The organism is Stenotrophomonas sp. 14P6.2.3 (assembly GCF_057799055.1).
This window is the reverse complement of sequence record NZ_JBYOLA010000042.1, coordinates 1-18,529: the sequence shown is the minus strand read 5'-3', so window position 1 is coordinate 18,529 and position 18,529 is coordinate 1. Positions and strand designations below refer to the sequence as shown.

At 67.2% G+C, this 18,529-nt stretch carries 18 protein-coding genes; 13 read left to right on the top strand and 5 right to left on the bottom strand.

What is annotated here, in order from left to right; genetic code table 11:
• The 4 genes from AC27VL_RS19110 to AC27VL_RS19095 form a co-directional block, all read left to right on the top strand.
• A partial coding sequence (locus tag AC27VL_RS19110; protein WP_488767894.1) for an N-acetylmuramoyl-L-alanine amidase occupies positions 1–909 on the top strand: 909 nt, incomplete at its 5' end.
• Positions 910–1,037: 128 nt separating this feature from the next.
• The gene (gene mutL, locus AC27VL_RS19105) at positions 1,038–2,939 is read left to right on the top strand and encodes a DNA mismatch repair endonuclease MutL (RefSeq protein ID WP_488767892.1); all 1,902 of its coding nucleotides are present in this window, start codon (positions 1,038–1,040) and stop codon (positions 2,937–2,939) included.
• An 11-nt stretch (positions 2,940–2,950) separates the two neighbouring features.
• Entirely contained in the window at positions 2,951–3,880 is a 930-nt protein-coding gene (locus AC27VL_RS19100; protein WP_488767890.1) for a DUF1684 domain-containing protein, read from the top strand.
• Between the two features lie 2 nt (positions 3,881–3,882).
• Complete coding sequence (locus AC27VL_RS19095) at positions 3,883–4,830, top strand: TraB/GumN family protein (protein WP_488767888.1); 948 nt, start codon at positions 3,883–3,885, stop codon at positions 4,828–4,830.
• Between the two features lie 81 nt (positions 4,831–4,911).
• Here AC27VL_RS19095 and phaR read toward each other — a convergent pair whose 3' ends face one another.
• From phaR to gluQRS, 3 genes are all read right to left on the bottom strand, one after another.
• The gene (gene phaR, locus AC27VL_RS19090; protein ID WP_108265878.1) at positions 4,912–5,457 is read right to left on the bottom strand and encodes a polyhydroxyalkanoate synthesis repressor PhaR; all 546 of its coding nucleotides are present in this window, start codon (positions 5,455–5,457) and stop codon (positions 4,912–4,914) included.
• A 179-nt stretch (positions 5,458–5,636) separates the two neighbouring features.
• Complete coding sequence (locus tag AC27VL_RS19085; protein WP_100553049.1) at positions 5,637–6,377, bottom strand: beta-ketoacyl-ACP reductase; 741 nt, start codon at positions 6,375–6,377, stop codon at positions 5,637–5,639.
• A gap of 17 nt (positions 6,378–6,394) precedes the next feature.
• The gene (gluQRS, locus tag AC27VL_RS19080; protein ID WP_205404719.1) at positions 6,395–7,315 is read right to left on the bottom strand and encodes a tRNA glutamyl-Q(34) synthetase GluQRS; all 921 of its coding nucleotides are present in this window, start codon (positions 7,313–7,315) and stop codon (positions 6,395–6,397) included.
• A gap of 93 nt (positions 7,316–7,408) precedes the next feature.
• Between gluQRS and htpX the strand changes: the two genes are divergently transcribed.
• Positions 7,409–8,275, top strand: a complete 867-nt coding sequence (htpX, locus tag AC27VL_RS19075) for a protease HtpX (RefSeq protein ID WP_488767885.1) — start codon at positions 7,409–7,411, stop codon at positions 8,273–8,275.
• Positions 8,276–8,938: 663 nt separating this feature from the next.
• Here htpX and AC27VL_RS19070 read toward each other — a convergent pair.
• Positions 8,939–9,766 (bottom strand): inositol monophosphatase family protein, encoded by an 828-nt coding sequence (locus tag AC27VL_RS19070; RefSeq protein ID WP_089236240.1) that lies wholly within the window; start codon positions 9,764–9,766, stop codon positions 8,939–8,941.
• A 120-nt stretch (positions 9,767–9,886) separates the two neighbouring features.
• Here AC27VL_RS19070 and AC27VL_RS19065 point away from each other — a divergent pair, with 120 nt between their 5' ends.
• The 3 genes from AC27VL_RS19065 (at position 9,887) to AC27VL_RS19055 (ending at position 13,197) form a co-directional block, all read left to right on the top strand.
• On the top strand, positions 9,887–10,657 hold the full coding sequence (locus AC27VL_RS19065) for an RNA methyltransferase (protein WP_180166375.1): 771 nt from the start codon (positions 9,887–9,889) through the stop codon (positions 10,655–10,657).
• A 183-nt stretch (positions 10,658–10,840) separates the two neighbouring features.
• Positions 10,841–11,074 carry a hypothetical protein gene (locus AC27VL_RS19060; protein WP_240196460.1) on the top strand — a complete coding sequence of 78 codons (234 nt, stop codon included), beginning with the start codon at positions 10,841–10,843 and terminating at the stop codon, positions 11,072–11,074.
• Positions 11,071–13,197: a putative bifunctional diguanylate cyclase/phosphodiesterase gene (locus AC27VL_RS19055; protein ID WP_488767882.1), complete on the top strand. Its 2,127-nt coding sequence runs from the start codon at positions 11,071–11,073 to the stop codon at positions 13,195–13,197. The genes AC27VL_RS19060 and AC27VL_RS19055 overlap by 4 nt, the downstream gene beginning before the upstream one ends.
• A 69-nt stretch (positions 13,198–13,266) precedes the next feature.
• Here AC27VL_RS19055 and epmB read toward each other — a convergent pair whose 3' ends face one another.
• Positions 13,267–14,307: an EF-P beta-lysylation protein EpmB gene (epmB, locus tag AC27VL_RS19050; RefSeq protein WP_488767880.1), complete on the bottom strand. Its 1,041-nt coding sequence runs from the start codon at positions 14,305–14,307 to the stop codon at positions 13,267–13,269.
• A gap of 97 nt (positions 14,308–14,404) precedes the next feature.
• Between epmB and efp the strand changes: the two genes are divergently transcribed.
• From efp to AC27VL_RS19025, 5 genes are all read left to right on the top strand, one after another.
• Entirely contained in the window at positions 14,405–14,971 is a 567-nt protein-coding gene (gene efp / locus AC27VL_RS19045; RefSeq protein WP_006379771.1) for an elongation factor P, read from the top strand.
• Between the two features lie 219 nt (positions 14,972–15,190).
• Positions 15,191–16,534 carry a TRZ/ATZ family hydrolase gene (locus tag AC27VL_RS19040; protein WP_089236234.1) on the top strand — a complete coding sequence of 448 codons (1,344 nt, stop codon included), beginning with the start codon at positions 15,191–15,193 and terminating at the stop codon, positions 16,532–16,534.
• 26 nt (positions 16,535–16,560) lie between these two features.
• On the top strand, positions 16,561–17,277 hold the full coding sequence (ubiG, locus tag AC27VL_RS19035) for a bifunctional 2-polyprenyl-6-hydroxyphenol methylase/3-demethylubiquinol 3-O-methyltransferase UbiG (protein ID WP_033831579.1): 717 nt from the start codon (positions 16,561–16,563) through the stop codon (positions 17,275–17,277).
• On the top strand, positions 17,274–17,969 hold the full coding sequence (locus AC27VL_RS19030) for a phosphoglycolate phosphatase (RefSeq protein ID WP_488767877.1): 696 nt from the start codon (positions 17,274–17,276) through the stop codon (positions 17,967–17,969). The genes ubiG and AC27VL_RS19030 overlap by 4 nt, the downstream gene beginning before the upstream one ends.
• Positions 17,970–17,980: 11 nt before the next feature.
• Positions 17,981–18,529: squalene/phytoene synthase family protein (locus AC27VL_RS19025; protein ID WP_488767875.1), on the top strand; the 549-nt coding region annotated here is incomplete at its 3' end.

The following is an 18,529-nucleotide window of genomic DNA, read 5'->3' as shown; positions in this document are numbered from 1 at the left end:
TCATCGCCGGCCGCGATCCTGGCCGGTCAGGCCACCGCTGCGGTGGTGGCCGCCCAGCCGAAGCCGGTGCCGACGCCCGTTGCGCCGACCGAGTCGCCGCGTCCGACCATGCCCAGCGATGCCTCGCGCATCCGCATGCAGCCGGGCATGCGTCATCTGGTGGTGGCGATCGATCCGGGCCATGGCGGCCAGGACCCTGGTGCCATCGGCCCGACCGGCAAGCGCGAGAAGGACGTCACCCTGGCGGTGGCGCGTGAACTGGCCCGACAGGTCAATGCCACGCCCGGCCTGAAAGCGTTCCTGACCCGCGACAGCGATGTGTTCATCCCGCTGCCGATGCGTGCGCAGAAGGCACGCGCGAACAAGGCCGACATCTTCATTTCGATCCACGCCGATGCCGCCGAGAACCGTTCGGCCACCGGTTCGTCGGTGTACGTGCTGTCGACCAAGGGCGCCTCTTCGCAGCGTGCGCGCTGGTTGGCGGACAAGGAAAACGCGGCCGATCTGGTCGGTGGCGTGCGCCTGCAGCAGACCGAAGGCACGTTGGCCAACGTCCTGCTGGACCTGGCCCAGAGCGGTTACATGAAATCCTCCGAGGATGCTGCCGGGCACGTGCTGGGCGGGCTGAAGCGGATCGGCAACAACCACAAGCCGAACATCGAGCGCGCCAACTTCGCCGTGCTGCGCACCTCGGACATGCCGGCGATGCTGGTGGAAACCGCGTTCATCTCCAACCCGGATGAAGAGCGCCGTTTGATCGACCCCGCCTACCAGCGCAAGGTCGCCGGTGCAGTGCTGGACGGCGTGCACACGTTCTTCAGCCGGCAACCGCCGCCGGGGACGTTGTACGCCGCACGCGCGCAGGCCGAGATCGACGCCGCAAGCACCGTGGCTGGCGGCAGCAAGTAAGCCGCTGGATCGCCCGCTTCTGCTAGACCCGGGCCCTGCCTGGCTTGCGCTGCACACGGTGGATCTCGACTCTACCTGTCGCCGCTCCGCTATCATCGTGGCATGACGTCTGCCTGCCCCATCTGCCCATGAACGCGCCCGATCCGCGTCCGATCCGGCCGCTGCCGGAAATCCTGATCAACCAGATTGCCGCCGGTGAGGTGGTCGAACGGCCCGCATCGGTGGTCAAGGAACTGGTTGAGAACGCGATCGATGCCGGCGCCAGTCGCGTCGACATCGAACTGGAAGAAGGCGGTGTGCGCCTGATCCGCATCCGCGACAACGGCAGCGGCATTGCCGCAGAACAGTTGCCGCTGGCGGTCTCGCGGCACGCCACCAGCAAGATCGCCAACCTGGACGAGCTGGAAGCAGTGGCCACGCTGGGTTTCCGTGGCGAAGCGCTTCCGTCGATCGCTTCGGTCAGCCGTTTCACCCTGTCCTCGCGCCGTGCCCATGATGAGCATGGTTCGGCACTGCAGATCGAAGGCGGCAAGCTCGGCGAGGTGACCCCGCACGCGCATGCGCCGGGCACGACCGTGGAAGTGCGCGAGTTGTTCTACAACGTGCCGGCGCGGCGCAAGTTCCTGCGTGCCGAGCGCACCGAACTGGGGCATATCGAAGAGTGGCTGCGCTCGCTGGCACTGGCCCGTCCCGATGTCGAGCTGCGTGTCTCGCACAACGGCAAGGCATCGCGTCGCTACAAGCCGGGCGACCTGTATTCGGACGTGCGCCTGGCCGAGACCCTGGGCGAAGACTTCGCCAGCCAGGCCGTGCGCGTGGACCACAGCAGTGCCGGCCTGCGCCTGCATGGCTGGATCGCGCAGCCGCATTATTCGCGTGCCAGCACCGATCAGCAGTACCTGTACGTCAACGGCCGTTCGGTACGTGACCGCAGTGTTGCCCACGCGGTGAAGATGGCTTACGGCGACGTGCTGTATCACGGTCGGCAGCCAGCCTATGTGCTGTTCCTGGAACTGGACCCGACGCGCGTCGATGTGAACGTGCACCCGGCCAAGCATGAGGTGCGCTTCCGGGACTCGCGGCTGGTGCATGACTTCGTCTACCGCACCTTGAAGGATGCGCTGGCCGACACCCGCGCCGGCATGAGCGCGCAGGAGATCGGTGCAGGAGCCGTGCATCCGGCCGAGGGCGGCAGCGCGTCTTCGATGCCGGGGGCCACGGCCTCCAGCTTCGGCTACGTGCGCGGTCCGGCACCCGGTGCGGGGCAGGGCGGAAGTGGTGGCTTTTCCGGTTGGCGACCCCAGCAGCCGCTGGGCCTGCAGGTAGCCGATGCACCCGCGGCCTATGCTGCGCTGTATGCATCGCCCGCCGGTGCCGAGCGCGGTGCTGCGCTGCCGCCGATGCCGATGGAGAACGGACTGCCGGTCACCAGTGCCGACGCCGGGGTGCCGCCGCTGGGTTACGCCGTTGCTCAGCTGCATGGCATCTACATCCTGGCCGAGAATGCCGAAGGCCTGATCGTGGTCGACATGCATGCGGCGCACGAACGCATCGGCTACGAGCGGTTGAAGAATGCGCACGATGGCATCGGCCTGCAGTCGCAGCCGTTGCTGGTGCCGATCACCCTGGCGGTGGGCGAACGCGAAGCCGACACCGCTGAAGCGGAGGCCGATACGCTGGCCGCCCTCGGGTTCGAGATCACCCGTGCCGGACCGGGCGCACTGCACGTGCGCAGCATCCCGGCGCTGCTGGCCCATGCCGAGCCCGAAGGCCTGCTGCGCGACGTACTGACCGACCTGCGCGAGCATGGCCAGAGCCGTCGCATCGCCACTGCCCGCGACGAGCTGCTGTCGACCATGGCCTGCCATGGCGCCGTGCGTGCCAACCGGCGCCTGACCGTGCCGGAAATGAACGCGCTGCTGCGCGACATGGAAATCACCGAGCGGTCCGGCCAGTGCAATCACGGCCGGCCGACCTGGGCACGTTTTTCGCTGGCGGAGATCGACCGCTGGTTCCTGCGCGGACGTTGAGGGGAGCACCGATGCGACTTTGGGGAATGGGCGGCCTGCTGGCGGCCCTGTTGCTGGCGGCCTGCAGCCCGGCATCGACGCCGGCGCCAGCCGCCGTTGAGGATCCGGCATTTGCCGCGCGGCAACAGCAATGGCGGGTGCTGCGTTACCAGGACCTGACCCGGCCCGATGGGTGGACCGCGCTGGTCGGCCTGCACTGGTTGCAGAACCGGTCGCACTTCGTCGGCAGTGGTGCCACCAGCGGCATCCGCCTGGCGGTGGGGCCGGCCAAGCTGGGGCTGTTGCGCCGTGAAGGCGACCAGTGGTGGTTCACGCCGGAGTCCGGCACGGATGTCACCCTCGACGGACAGCCTGTGCGCGGGCGTGTCCGCATGGATACCGACAAGGATCCGCAGCCGACCCTGCTGGCCTTCGATGGTGGCAAGGGCCAGCTCAGCCTGATCCGTCGCGGCGCGCGCGATGCGCTGCGGGTCAAGCATGCCGATGCACCCGCGCGCCGCGATTTCGCCGGCCTGCAGTACTGGCCCGGTGGACCGCAATGGCAGGTGCAGGCGCGTTTCATCGCGCATCCACCAGGCAAGACCCTGCCGATCGTGGACATCACCGGACTGACCACCGAGATGCCCAACGCCGGTGCGGTGGAATTCGATCGTGACGGCCGCAGCTGGCGGCTGGAAGCGATCGGCGAGCCGGGGCAGCCGCTGTTCCTGATCTTCGCCGACCGTACCAGTGGCCACGGCAGCTATCCTGCTGGCCGCTATCTGGATACCGATGCGCCCACCGCCGACGGTCACGTGACGATCGACTTCAACCACGCCCACAACCCACCGTGCGCGTTCACCGCTTATGCGACCTGCCCGTTGGCGCCGCCGGAAAACCGCTTGGATCTGCGCGTGGAAGCGGGTGAGAAGGCGTATCACCTGCCTGAAGGAGAGGGCTGAACATGTTGATGAAACTGTTGTTGCGCAGTGCCGTTTTTCTCGTTGCCTGCGCCGCCGGCCCGTTGGCCATCGCGCGCGATGCGCCAGCCGACACATCGGCTGGCAAGCCGCCGGTGCCGCTGCTGTGGAAGGTCACCGGGCAGGGAGATGCACGCCTGTACCTGCTGGGCTCCTTCCATCTGTTGAAGCCACAGGACTATCCGCTGTCGACCGATGTCGAGCAGGCATTTGAAGCCTCGCAGCGCGTGCTGTTCGAAGTGACGCCAGAGGAACTGCAGTCGCCGCAGATGGCCAGCCAGATGGTGCAGGTCGCTACCCGCAAGGATGGCAGCGAGCTCAAGCGCCACCTGGATGCGCCGACCTGGCAGAAGCTGCAGGCCTATGCGACGCAGAACAAACTGCCGTTGGCGCAGCTGCAGGGCATGAAAGCGTGGTTCGTCGGCCTGACCATCACCGTGGCGCAGATGCAGAAGCTGGGCCTGGACCCGGAGCTGGGGCTGGACCGCCACTTCATGCAGCGGGCACAGAAGGCGGGCAAGAAGACCGCAGGCCTGGAAGACATGTCCAGCCAGATCAACCTGCTCGATGGCATGAGCGTGCAGGAGCAGCGGCAGATGCTGTCCGAGGCGCTGGACGAAGCAGGCAAGGGCGATGCCCAGGCGCAGATGCTGCATGAGGCCTGGCGTCGCGGCGATGATCGCCTGTTGTGGAACCGGATGGGCGTGGAGATGCGCCAGAAGTATCCGCAGCTCTATCAGCGCATCAATACCGACCGCAACGATGCATGGGTGCCGAAGCTGCTGCCGTACCTGCAGGCCGGGCAGAGCGGTACGCTGGTGGTGGTGGGCGGCCTGCACCTGCTGGGCAACGATGGCGTGGTGGAGAAGCTGCGCGCGAAGGGCTACAAGGTCGAGCGGGTGTGCTCGGCATGCAAGGCCAAACGTCCGTAGATCCGCGCCGCGCGTGGTGTCGTTGAAAACAGAACGGCGCGCCCATGGCGCGCCGTTTTCGTATCAGCCGGGGCGGTTGCCTCAGCGGCGGGTCTTGCCGCCGGTACCGGTGCCGCCGGTCGGCTCGCTCGGCTTGCCGGCCGTGCCGGTGCCGGTGCCCGTTCCGGTGCCACCGGGACGCGGGCCACCGAAACCGCTGCCCATGTTGCGCTGGAATTCCTGCCACAGCTCCAGGTTGCGCTCGGTCAGCTGGTTCATCATCGCCCACGGCGTCTGCCCCAGCAGGTTGCCCATCTGCTGGCGGAACTGCTGCTGCTGGTCGAGGAAGACCTGCATGCTGCGCTCCAGGTAGTTGCCCATGAAGCCCTGCAGGGAATCGCCGTAGAAGCGGATCAGCTGGCTCAGCAGCTGGGTGGAGAGCATCGGTTCACCGTCCTGCTCCTGGTCGGCGATGATCTGCAGCAGGACCGAGCGGGTCAGGTCGTCGCCGCTCTTGGCGTCGCGGACTTCGAAGTCTTCGCCGTCGAGGATCAGCTGGCGCACGTCTTCGATGGTGATGTAGCTGGAGATCTCGGTGTCGTACAGACGGCGGTTCGGATACTTCTTGATGATGCGGGTCGCAGCCATGAAGCGGTACTCGTCACAGTAGACGCGCAGCATGGCGCAGTGCAGCAGCGGTTGCAACCGCCCCAGCCCCCGCCAGGCTTGGTTTTCCATCGCCGGAATGTTGCGCAACAAGGCTTTGCGTGCTGCGCAGCATGACCAACGGCAGGGTGCAGCACAGGATCCTTCGATGTTGGCGCCGTTTACCAGCCCATGTGGTGGCCGCCGTTGATGTCCAGGTTGCTGCCGGTGATCCACGAGGCCTCTTCGGCTACCAGGAAGGACACGCCATAGGCGATTTCTTCCGGTTTGCCCAGGCGCCCCGTCGGGATGTCGGCGATGATCTTGGCGCGCACTTCCTCGGGCACCGCCATCACCATGTCGGTGGCCACATAGCCGGGCGAGATGGTGTTCACGGTGATGCCGAAGCCTGCATTCTCGCGCGCCAGCGAGATGGTGAAACCGTGCATTCCGGCCTTGGCGGCGGCGTAGTTGGCCTGGCCGTACTGGCCCTTCAGGCCGTTGATCGAGCTGATCTGGATGACCCGGCCCCAGCCGCGTCGACGCATGCCTTCGATGACCGGGCGGGTGACGTTGAACACCGAATTGAGGTTGGTGTTGATCACATCGTGCCACTGCTCCGCGCGCATGCGGTGGAAGGTGGTGTCGCGGGTGATGCCGGCGTTGTTGACCAGGATCTCGACCGGGCCCAGTTCGGCTTCGACCGCACGGATCAGGGCTTCGGCGCTGGCCGAGTCGGAGACATCGCCCGGGAAGATCGACACCTGGTAGCCACGTTCGGTCATCGACTGCTGCCAGGCGCGGGCCTTGGCCTCGTCGCGGTAGTTGGTGGCGACGCGGTGGCCCTGGTCGGCCAGGCGTTGGCAGATGGCGGTACCGATGCCGCCGGTTCCGCCGGTGACCAGTGCGACGCGAGATGTCATGGAAAGCTGTCCGGATATCAGGTGGGGGAAGGGGGATTCTGCAACATCGGCGCGGAAAGTGCGCCCGCCGGCAGCAGGATGTCCGCGCGCGGCAGCAGGCCGGGGTCGAAGCTGCGCTGCGCGGTGGCCAACAGCGCATCCCGCTCGTCGATGCCTTCCAGTGCGGTGCTCAGCTGGCCCAGCAGTTCCCACAGCCGGCGCAGCACCGGCACCGGCTCGCGGGCTTCCACCGGCAGCGCGGCCAGTGACTTGGACAGTTTGTGGCCCGGTGCATCCAGCAGCAGCGGCAGGTGCCAGTAGCGCGGCGTCGGCAGGTCCAGCGCCTGCTGCAGCAGGATCTGCCGGGCGGTGGAATCGAGCAGGTCGGCGCCGCGCACGACCTCGTTCACGCCCTGCGCGGCATCGTCGACGACCACCGCCAACTGGTAGGCCCAGCAGCCGTCGGCGCGGCGCAATACGAAGTCGCCCACCTCGGCGTGGACATCCTGTTGTTGCCGGCCGCGCAGGCCATCCTCGAAATGCACCACGCTGCCCGCAGGTACCCGGAAGCGGACGGCCGGGTCCGCTCGTGGCTGCCGCGCAACGCAGTGGTGATGGATGCCGCCATTGGCGGCCAGATCGCTGCGGCTGCAGTGGCAGACAAAGGCGTGGCCATCGGCCAGCAGGCGGTCCAGCGCAGTCTGATAAGCGTCGCCGCGCGCGCTTTGCCAGATCACCGGCCCGTCGTGGGCCAGGCCGAACGCGGCCAGGGTCTGCAGTTGCGCCTGTGCCGCGCCGGCCACCGTGCGGGGTGGGTCGACGTCCTCGATGCGCAACCGCCACAGGCCGCCATGGTGGCGCGCGAGCAGCCAGCTGCCGAAGGCGGCAAGCAGGGAGCCGGGATGCAGCAGGCCGGTGGGCGAGGGCGCGAAACGGCCGCAGGGAAGGTTGGATGTCATGCAGGCTGAATCGTCGGTCAGGTTGGCGCTTGAATTCAAGCTGACCGCACCGCAAATTGACGGATATCAACCCCTTCCAAGCCGGAATTTCCCATGTTTACCCGCATTGCCCTGTTCCTGGCGACCAATCTCGCGGTCCTGATCCTCGCCAGCATCGTGATGTCGTTGCTGGGAACCGACCCGAGCAGGATGAGCGGCCTGCTGGTCATGGCCGCGATCTTCGGTTTCGGTGGCTCCCTCATCTCGCTGCTGCTGTCCAAGTGGATGGCCAAGCGCTCCACCGGTGCAGTGGTGATCACCGAGCCGCGCAACCAGACCGAGCGCTGGCTGCTGGCCACCGTCGAACGCCAGGCCAAGGCGGCCGGTATCGGCATGCCGGAAGTGGCGGTGTATGACGGCCCGGAGATCAACGCGTTCGCCACCGGTGCGAACCGCAACAACGCGCTGGTGGCGGTGTCCACCGGCCTGCTGCACAACATGAGCGAGGACGAAGCCGAAGCCGTGCTCGGCCACGAGATCGCCCACGTCGCCAACGGTGACATGATCACCATGGCTCTGCTGCAGGGCGTGCTGAACACCTTCGTGATCGTGCTGGCCCGCGTGGTCGGCGGCGTGATCGACAGCGCGATGTCCGGCAACCGTGAAGGCGGCGGCCGTGGCTTTGCCTACTACATCATCGTATTCGTGCTGGAGATGGTGTTCGGCCTGTTCGCCACGATGATCTCGATGTGGTTCTCGCGCCACCGCGAGTTCCGTGCCGATGCCGGCGGTGCATCGCTGGCCGGTCGCCAGAAGATGATCTCGGCGCTGGAGCGGCTGCAGCTCAACCACGGCCAGAGCACCTTGCCGACGCAGATCGCCGCGTTCGGTATTGCCGGTTCGACGGCGAAGAAGCTGTTCATGAGCCATCCGCCGCTGGAAGAGCGCATTGCCGCGCTGCGGGCGTCGACTGCGGCGTAAGCTTCGGCCCCCGATGGAGATGCAGGAACGCCTGGCCTCGCGCCGGGCGTTTTTGTTTGCGGGGAGGCATTGCTGGCGCCGGGCTCGCCCGGCTGCTCGTTTCCGCGCCTGCGGGTAGGTGTCACTTTCTTTGCGCGCAAAGAAAGTAACCAAAGAAACGCTCCGCCGGCCGCGAGCCGTCGTGCTTCGCACGTCGGTTCCCTGCGCTCCTCGGTCCGTCGAGGGGCGATGCGGGAAGCCAGCCGACTAGCAGTCGGCTCTACAGGACAGCGGCACCTCTTCGCCCTCGCCGGACCTGCGGTGCTCGGCTCGCTATAAGGCGGACTGGAAGATCAAGATCAACGGCAAGAGCATCCACGCATGGCGTGGATCTACTGGGTGCAGCTGTAGCCTTTGACGTTGGGTCCGCCTTGTAGCGAGCCGAGCATCGCAGGGGAATCAGGGGCGCAGAGGCGCCGATGTCTGAGCGCAGCGAGTTCGGCGCCGTCCCCTGATTCCCCGAGAAGCGCAGGGCACCGGTGCGCAGCACCGGCTCGCGGATGGCGGCGTGTTTCTTTGGTTACTTTTTTTGCACGAGCAAAGAAAGTAACAAGCACGATCACCGCGCAAACGAAAACAGCACCTTCGCAGGTGCCGTCTCCATGAACCGCTTTACGCGGAAATTCAGAACTTCGCGTCGAACTCGGCAGCGTAACCGGTGTTGACTAGCACCTTCTGCAGCGACTCGGCCACCTTCAGGTTGCCGGCCACGATCTGCTGGGTGTCCGGGCCGCGGTTGTCCATGCGTGCCGGGGTCGCGCCCTTGAAGTCGCAGACCTTGCCACCGGCTTCGCGCACCAGCAGCACGCCGGCGGCGATGTCCCAGGCCTTCACGCCAGCCTCGAAGTAGGCATCGGCGCGGCCACAGGCCACGTAGGCCAGGTCCAGCGCGGCCGAACCCGAGCGGCGGATGTCCTCGGCGTGCACCAGCAGGGCGTCCACCGACTTCAGCTGCGCACTGGCGCGTGCGCGCTCGCGCGGGGCGAAACCGGTGTGGATCATGGTGCCTTCCAGATCCTTGCGGTCGGCCACGCGGATGCGGCGGTCGTTGAGCACGGCGCCGGCGCCGCGGCTGGCAGTGAACAGTTCGTTGCGCAGCGGGTCGAAGATCACCGCGTCGGTCGGCTCGCCGTTCTCGACCAGGGCGATCGACACGCAGTAGTGCGGTACGCCGCGCAGGTAGTTGCTGGTGCCGTCCAGCGGGTCGATGACCCACATGTGGCGACGCTCGCTCTGCACGCCACCTTCTTCACCGAAGATGCCGTACTCGGGGTAAGCGCGCTTGAGTTCCTTGACGATCACCTTTTCCGCGTCCGCATCGACTTCGCTGGCGTAGTCCATGCGGCCCTTCTGGACTACATTCAGTGCCTCGAGCTTGTTGATGTTGCGCAAGAGGACGTTTCCGGCGAGGCGGGCGGCCTTGACCATGACGGTTACGGCGGGTTTCTGCATGGCATGGGCTCCCGGAAGGGCAGAAGAGAAGGGCTGGCGGGGGAAAAGAGCGGGTCCGGCGCAGTGGCCGGCCGCACAGTTTACCATTGGTCTTCGTCCAGCTCGACATTTTCCCTGTTCATGTCCCAGTTTCCTGCCGCTACCCGCCTCCGATTCGTCCTGGTCGGGACCCAACACCCCGGCAACATGGGCGCCGCCGCCCGTGCCCTGAAGACCATGGGCCTGGCCCGCCTGGTGCTGGTAGCACCGGAGAAGCCGCTTGATGAAGAGGCCTTCCGGCGCTCGGCCGGTGCCGAGGACGTGCTCGGCGACGCACCGGTGGTGGCCACCCTGGCCGAAGCCGTGGCCGACTGCCGGTTCGTGCTGGGCTGCACCGCACGTGCGCGCCGGGTCCAGCTGGAGGAGTTCCTGCCGGCCGATGCCGCCGCCCGCGCAGTGGCCAAGGCCGGCGAAGGCGCCGAGGTGGCGCTGGTGTTCGGCCGTGAGCGTACCGGCCTGACCAACGAGGAGCTGCAGCTGTGCCATGCCGCAGTGCACATTCCGTCCGATCCTGAGTTCAGCTCGCTCAACCTGGCCGCCGCGGTGCAGGTGCTGGCCTATGAAGTGCGCATGCAGCTGCTGGGCGCACAGCCCGTGGCCGCGACCGAGCCGGACAGCCGTGAGCAGGCTGCCAGCCACGATCAGATGGAGAGCTTCTTCGCCCAGCTCGGCGAGACGCTGGACGAGATCGATTTCCACAAGGGGCGCGCGCCCGAGTCGGCGATGCGCAAGCTGCGCCGTCTGTTCCTGCGCAGCGAGCCAAGCGAGCAGGAAGTGCGCCTGCTGCGCGGGATCCTGGCCGATACCCAGCGCATGGCGCGCCTGGCCCAGAACAACGGCAAGGACAGCTGACGACGGCCCCGTTTTTTCGAGTAGTCTGTCTGGATACCCTTGGGGGATGAAGCTTGTGTCGGGTCTGCGTAGGGCAATGCAGGGGGAACTGCTGAGCCTGGCCTTGGCCCTGCTGGCCGGGACGGCGCGCGCTGCGCCGGGTCGGCGATGGGGGCGTTGGGCAGCGGAGAGGGGCGACTCGCGATGACGCAGGATCATGCGCTCGGCAGTGTGGACCGTGCGGTTGCCGGACCGGCGCCGCCGGCGTTCGGCCGCGCGTCCGGCGTGCTGCCGCGTGTCGTCTGTTATCGGCGGGTGCAGAGTGCGTTTGAGAAGGTGTTGGGGGCTTCCGGTTTCCGCCGCGTCGATGCGCATGCGCAGCCGTGGCTGGATGGATTGAAACAAGGGTTGACGCGCGTGCGGATGGAAGTGGAATGAAGTTGCTCGGCTCGGGGATGCAGGCCCGGTTCCTGCTTGCGATGGGCGGGGCGATGCTGGTGGTGGTGGCGATCCTGGCCGTGCTGCTGGGGCGGCAGGCGGCGATGCAGGGCGAGGTGAGGTCGCTCAGCAACGGTGTCATCCACGAACTGTTCGACCGAAGCGTGCGCAGCCGTGGCGAGGCCATGGTGCGCGAGCTGTCCGATGCGCTTGCCAGTCCGCTCCGCAACAACGACCTGGACCAGGTCGGGGCGCTGGTGCGCAGCATTTCGCGGCAGCCGGTGGTGCGCTACGTACTGGTGTTCGACGACCGCGGGCGGCTGGTCCACGACGGCTCGGCCGGGGTGCCCGGATCCGGACAGCCGATGACCGATCCGCTGGCTGCCGGGGCGGTTGCCGCCCAGTCGCTGGTGGTGCAGCAATCGCCCACGGTGCTCGACAACGCGATGCCGATCAGGATGGGCAATCAGCGCATCGGTGGTGTCCGCGTCGGCATGGCGCTGGATGAAGTGCTGCAGCGAGAGCGGGCGGCCAACGCGACCCTCGGCGAGCGGCTGCAGCAGATGGGAAGCCGGCATCTGGGCTGGCTGCTGCTGATGCTGGGCCTGCTGGTGGTGATCGGCGTGGTGGTGATCCTGTACGTGCAGCGCACGCTGGTGGCGCCGATCCGCGATCTGGCCGCGGCTGCCCGGCGCATCGAAGCCGGCGACTACCAGGCGCCGCTGCGGGAAAACACCCGCGATGACGAGGTGGGTGAACTGGTGCGCGGCTTTGCCCGCATGCGTGATGCGATTGCCCGCCACGACCGCGAAGTGCGGCGCATGGCCTACACCGACGCGTTGACCGGGCTCACCAACCGGTTGGCGTTCCGCGAGGCGCTGGACCACCGGTTGATGGCCGCACGTGCGTCCAATCACCGGTTGGGCCTGCTGTTCGCCGATATCGATGATTTCAAGCGGGTCAACGACACGCTGGGTCATGAGGCCGGCGACGAGGCGCTGTTGCAGTTCGCCCAGCGCATCGGCCGTGCAGTGACCGAGGCCGGCGGCGATGACGCATTGCTGGCGCGGTTCGGCGGCGACGAATTCGTGATCCTGGTCGGTGATGGCGATGTCGCGGCCAATGCGCGGTTGCTGGCCGAAGTGCTGGTACGCGAACTGGGCAAGCCGCTGGTGGTGCAGGGCAGGGAACTGTTCCTGGGCACCTCGATCGGTGTGACCCTGTTCCCTGACGACGCTGCGGATGCGACAACGCTGCTGAAGAACGGCGACATCGCGATGTACCAGGCGAAGATGGCGGGCAAGAACTGCTACCGCTACTACAGCCGGGCCATGGATCACGCTGTCGAACGCCGCGTGCACATGGAGCAGGAGCTGCGCGGCGCCTGGGAGCGCGGCGAGCTGCGGCTGGCCTACCAGCCGATCTTCCGCATGCGCGACCGCCGCATGGTCGGTGTGGAAGTGCTGCTGCGCTGGCAGCACCCGACGCTGGGCACGATCCCGCCATCGGTGTTCATCGAGGTGGCCGAGCAGAGTGGCCTGATCGAGATCATCGGCCCGAAGGTGCTGCGTGCCGCCTGCATGGAAGCCGTGCAGTGGCCCAGCGGCGTGGCCGGCGACGAGCTGTTCGTCTCGGTCAATGTGTCGCCACGGCAGTTGCGCGGTGGCGAGCTGCCGGCGTTGGTCGCGCAGTGCCTGCAGGAGTCGGGCCTGCCGGCCTCGCGCCTGCACCTGGAGCTGACCGAGACGGCGGTGATCGGCGATGAGATGCTGGCCGCGCAGCTGCTGGACCGCCTGCACCGGGCAGGGGTGAAGGTGTGGCTGGACGACTTCGGTACCGGCTTCTCCGGTCTCAGCCACCTGCGGCAGGTGCCGGTGGACGGGGTCAAGATCGACAAGAGCTTCGTCGCCGACATGCAGCGCGATCCGGACGATCTGGCCCTGACCACGGCGATCATCGCCATGGCCCACGCACTGGGCATCACGGTGGTGGCCGAAGGTATCGAGCAGGAGGCGCAGTTCGAGCTGCTGGCCCAGCGTGGCTGCGATCTGGGCCAGGGCTATCGATTGAGCCACCCGGTCACTGCCACCGAGGTGGTGCGGATGATCGAGGCGGGCGTGTGACAGTAGATCCACGCCATGCGTGGATGGGCTTCCCTGGTAGAAGCATCCACGCATGGCGTGGATCTACTGTTACACCGGGCGCTTGCTCGGGTCGCCGGGCAGTTCGCGGACCAGCTTGGGTACCAGATAGCCGGACAGCCGGGCAGTGAGGCCGGCAATCAGGGCCTTGGCCTGGACGTCGTCCACTTCGAAGTGGGCCACGCCCTCGACCCGATCCAACTGGTGCAGGTAATAGGGCAGCACGCCGGCGGCGAAGCTGCGCTCGCTCAGGTCCTGCAGCGCCTGCACGCTGTCGTTGACCCCGCGCAGCAGCACCGCCTGGTTCAGCAGCTGGGCACCGATGCCGCGCAGGCGGGCCATCGCGGTATCGACGCTGGCGTCGAATTCATTGGCGTGGTTGGCGTGGACCACGATCGCCAGCGGCCAGGGCAGGTCGCCCAGCCAGGCCAGCAGCTCGTCATCCACTCGCTCAGGCAGCACGATCGGCAGGCGCGTGTGGATGCGCAGCCTGCGGATATGCGCGATGCCGCGCAGTGCATCGGTCAGCTCGGCCAGCTTGTGGGTGGCCAGCGACAGCGGGTCGCCGCCGGACAGGATCACCTCATCGATGTCCGGGTCTGCAGCGATGGCCTCTACCGCCTCCTGCCATCCCCCCTTGGCGGCGTTCTCGGCGCCATAGTCGAAATGCCGGCGGAAACAGTAGCGGCAGTTGATCGCGCAGCTGCCGGTGGCCACCAGCAGGGCGCGGCCGCGGTACTTCTGGATGACCCCGGTGGCCTTCTTTGCTGCACCGTCGCCCACCGCATCGAAGCTGAACCCGGGGACAGGGCGCATCTCGGCGTCGATCGGCAGCACCTGCCGCAGCAACGGGTCGTGGGCATCGCCACGGCGCATGCGCGCGACGAAACCCTCCGGCACGCGCAGCGCGAACTGGGCGATGGCGGCCTCCGATACGCCCAGTGCCGCGGCATCCAGATCCAGCCGGGCCAGCAGCGTCTGCGGGTCGCGCAGGGCCTGCCGCCACAGCTGCTGCCAGCGCGCGGGCGCGCCTGGCGACTGGGTCCGGGGGAAGGCGGAAAGCTGCATGGAGAGGGGGCCTGCGGTTATCATGGACACATAAACAGTTGCCCGCCGGGGTTCCGGTGGGCTTTCCATTCTATCCGGCTCGCCGCACGCGCGGCGGTTTCGCCATTTGAGGAGCTTGAGCATGGCCACTGCGGGCATGAACGATGTCAAGAACGGGATGAAGATCCTGGTCAACAATGAACCGGCCGTCATCTCCGAGACCGAGTTCATCAAGCCGGGCAAGGGCCAGGCCTTCACCCGCGTGCGCTATCGCTTCATCAAGTCGGGCCGCACGGTCGAAATGACCATGAAGGCGACCGACGACGTGGAAGTGGCCGATGTGGTCGATACCAACATGGACTACATGTACAGCGACGGCGAGTACTGGCACTTCATGGACCCGGAAACCTTCGAGCAGGTGCAGGCCGACAAGGCTGGCATGGGCGGCGCCGAGAAGTGGCTGAAGGGCGAGGAGTCCTGCATCGTGACCCTGTTCAATGGCTCGCCGATCTTCGTGCAGCCGCCGAACTTCGTCGAACTGAAGATCACCGAGACCGACCCGGGCGTCCGTGGCGACACCTCGGGCGGCGGCGGCAAGCCGGCCACCCTGGAAACCGGTGCCGTGGTGCGCGTGCCGCTGTTCGTCAACCAGGATGAAATCATCAAGGTAGACACCCGTTCGGGCGAGTACTCCTCGCGCGTAAAGTAATCCGGGTACGCGCCGGCGCATTCGCGCTGGCGCTCCCACGATCCGCCATGCGGATCGTGGGCCCCCGCTCACCAGCACCCACACCCCGCCGCTTCGCGGCCGCCCCTGACTCAGGGGCTTGCCTTCAAGAAGCTCAGCGGTAGCCGTTTGACCGGTGATCAGTCGCCAGGTCGGAGCCAAGGCTACGTACGGTCCTTCCCCCATAGCCAGTGAGCCCGCATGAGCGATAGCCCGCACCTCCCCGAAGCCTGCGATCTGCTGATCGAAGCCGGTTATGTCGTTCCGATCGAGCCGCATGCGGTGGTGCTGGAAGACCATGCCGTCGCCGTGCGTGGCAGCGAGATCGTGGCCATCCTGCCGCGTGCCGAAGCGCGTGCGCGTTTCCGCGCCACCCAGGTGGTCAGCCGCCCCGAGGCCGCGCTGATGCCGGGCCTGGTCAACGCACATACGCACAACCCGATGACCCTGCTGCGCGGCGTCGCCGACGACCTGCCGCTGATGACCTGGCTGCAGCAGCACATCTGGCCGGTGGAAGCGGCGGTGATCGGCCCCGAATTCGTGGCCGACGGCACCACCCTTGCCATTGCCGAGATGCTGCGTGGCGGCACTACCTGCGCCAACGAAAACTATTTCTTCGGTGACGTGCAGGCCGCCGTCTACAAGAAGCACGGCTTCCGCGCGCTGGTCGGCGCGGTGATCATCGATTTCCCCACCGCCTGGGCCAAGACCGACGACGAGTACTTCGCCAAGGCCGGTGAACTGCACGACCAGTGGCGCACCGATCCGCTGATCGGCACCGCGTTCGCGCCGCATGCGCCGTACACGGTGAACGATGCCAATTTCGAGCGGGTGCGGATGTTGTCCGACCAGCTGGACATGCAGGTGCATCTGCATACCCATGAAACCGCGCAGGAAATCACCGATTCGATCAAGCTGCACGGCCAGCGTCCGCTGGCGCGGCTGGATCGCCTCGGCCTGGTCAACGACCGCCTGATCGCGGTGCACATGACCCAGCTGACCGAAGCCGAGATCCACCTGTGCGCTGAACGTGGCGTCAGCGTGGTGCATTGCCCGGAATCGAACCTGAAACTGGCTTCCGGTTTCTGCCCGGCCTGCGCCCTGCAGCGCGCCGGCGTGAACCTGGCCATCGGTACCGATGGCTGCGCCAGCAACAACGACCTGGACATGTTCAGCGAGAACCGCACCGCGGCGATCCTGGCCAAGGCCGTGGCCGACGATGCCACCGCGCTGGACGCGGCGACCACGTTGCGCGCGTCCACGCTGGGTGGCGCCCGCGCGCTGGGCTTTGGCGAACGCATCGGCTCGATCGAGGTCGGCAAACAGGCCGACCTGGTCTGCGTCGACCTCTCCGCGCTGGAAACCCAGCCGCTGCACAACGTGCTGTCGCAGCTGGTGTATGCCACCGGTCGGCAGCAGGTCAGCGACGTCTGGATCGCCGGCAAGCCCAAGCTGGTGCAGCGTGAGCTGGTCGGCATGGACCTGCCGGGCATCATCGCCAACGCGCGCCAGTGGCGCGAGCGCATCCGTCATATCCGCGCCTGAGCACAGGCGCCGCAAGGACAACCGTCATGACTGCCCCCCACGCTTCTTCCAATTTCGATCAGGCCGAGCTGGACAAGTTCGCCGCGCTGGCCAACCGCTGGTGGGACGCCGATGGCCCGCAGAAGCCGCTGCACGCACTGAATCCGGTGCGCCTGCAGTACGTTGCCGACCGCGCGCCGCTGCGTGGTGCGCGCGTGCTCGACATCGGTTGCGGTGGCGGGCTGCTGAGTGAAGCGCTGGCCCAGGCCGGTGCCGAGGTGACTGCCATCGACCTGGCGCCGGAGCTGGTCAAGGTCGCGCGCCTGCATGCACTGGAAAGTGGTGTCAGCGTCGACTACCGGGTACAGGCCGCCGAAGACCTCGCCGCCGAACAGCCGGGCAGCTTCGACGTGGTGACCTGCATGGAAATGCTCGAGCACGTGCCCGATCCGGGCGCGATCATCGAGGCCTGCAAGCGCCTGCTGAAGCCGGGCGGCCATCTGTTCCTGTCCACCATCAACCGCACGGCCGCGGCCTTTGCAGTGGCCATTGTCGGTGCCGAGTACGTGGCGCGGCTGCTGCCCAAGGGCACCCACCACTACCAGGAATTCATCAAGCCGGCCGAGCTGGCGCGCTGGCTGCGCGAGGCCGACCTGCAGCTGGCCGATGTCAGCGGCATGGCCTACGAGCCGTGGCGCAACCGCGCCCGCCTGAGCAGCCGTACCGACATCAATTACCTGGCCCACGCGGTCAAGGCGCCGTGACCGCCGCAGCATTTCCGCGTGCGGTGCTGTTCGACCTGGACGGCACCCTGCTGGACAGCGCACCGGATTTTGTCGCCACGCTTGACGTGATGCTGGCCGAGCGCGGTCGCGCACCGATCGATCCGGCGCAGTTGCGGCCGGTGGTGTCCAAGGGCTCGCGGGCGATGGTGTCGGCCGCGTTTCCAGAACTGGAAGCGGCCGAGCGCGATGCACTGATTCCCGAGTTCCTGCAGCGCTACGAAGCTTCGATCGGCCAGCACGCCGTGTTGTTCGACGGGGTTGTCGGCATGCTCGATGCGCTGGACGCGGCCGGTACGGTGTGGGGCATCGTCACCAACAAGCCGGAATACCTGGCACAGCTGATCGTGCCGCAGCAGCAGTGGCAGCAACGCTGCGCCGTGCTGGTCGGCGGTGACACCCTGGCCGAGCGCAAGCCGCATCCGTTGCCGCTGCTGCACGCCGCGCAGGCCATCGGTATTGCGCCGGAAGACTGCGTGTATGTCGGCGACGATGAGCGCGACATCATCGCCGCGCGTGCCGCCGGCATGCCGTCGGTGGCGGCGCTGTGGGGCTACCGCCTGCACAGCGATGACCCGTTGGCCTGGCAGGCCGATGTGCTGGTCGAGCGCGCTGGACTTCTGCAACTGGCCAGTCTCTGGCCGACCCGGCCGGCGACCCCGGCCCAGCCGTAAGGAACAACGTAGTGAGCAGTACCGCGCTGGATAGTTTCCTCGACAAGTGGCGCAGCCGTTGGCCGGAATGGTCGGTGGCTGAGCCGTTCGTGGCCGAACCACAGCGCCCTGTCGCGCTGGCGTGGTTCGCGCTGCTGCAGGAATTCGACGACATGCTCAACACCGGGGGCGACCCGCTGCCGGCCGACGCCAAGCTGGCCTGGTGGGGCGAGGAACTGCGCAGCTGGGCCGCGCAGCGTTCGCGGCATCCGCTGGGCCGTGTGCTGGAGCCGGTGCGCGCACCGTGGGCGCAGCTGGCCGAGGCGCTGCCGGATCTGGTCGAGGCGCGCACCGTGGCGCTGGACGCTGCCGGTGCCGAGCGCGCGCTGGGCAACTATGCCGAAGCGGTGGCGGCGGTCGAGGCGGTGGTGTTTGCCGACACGCCGCGCAAGGGCGCGGGTCGTGCGGTGCTGCAGCAGACACTGGCCCAGCGCCTGCAGGACGCTGGCGTGGCCGGCGTGCCGCGCAGCCTGCTGGACGAAGATGCCGGCAATGCTGCGCAGCGTTGGGCGCAGCAGCTG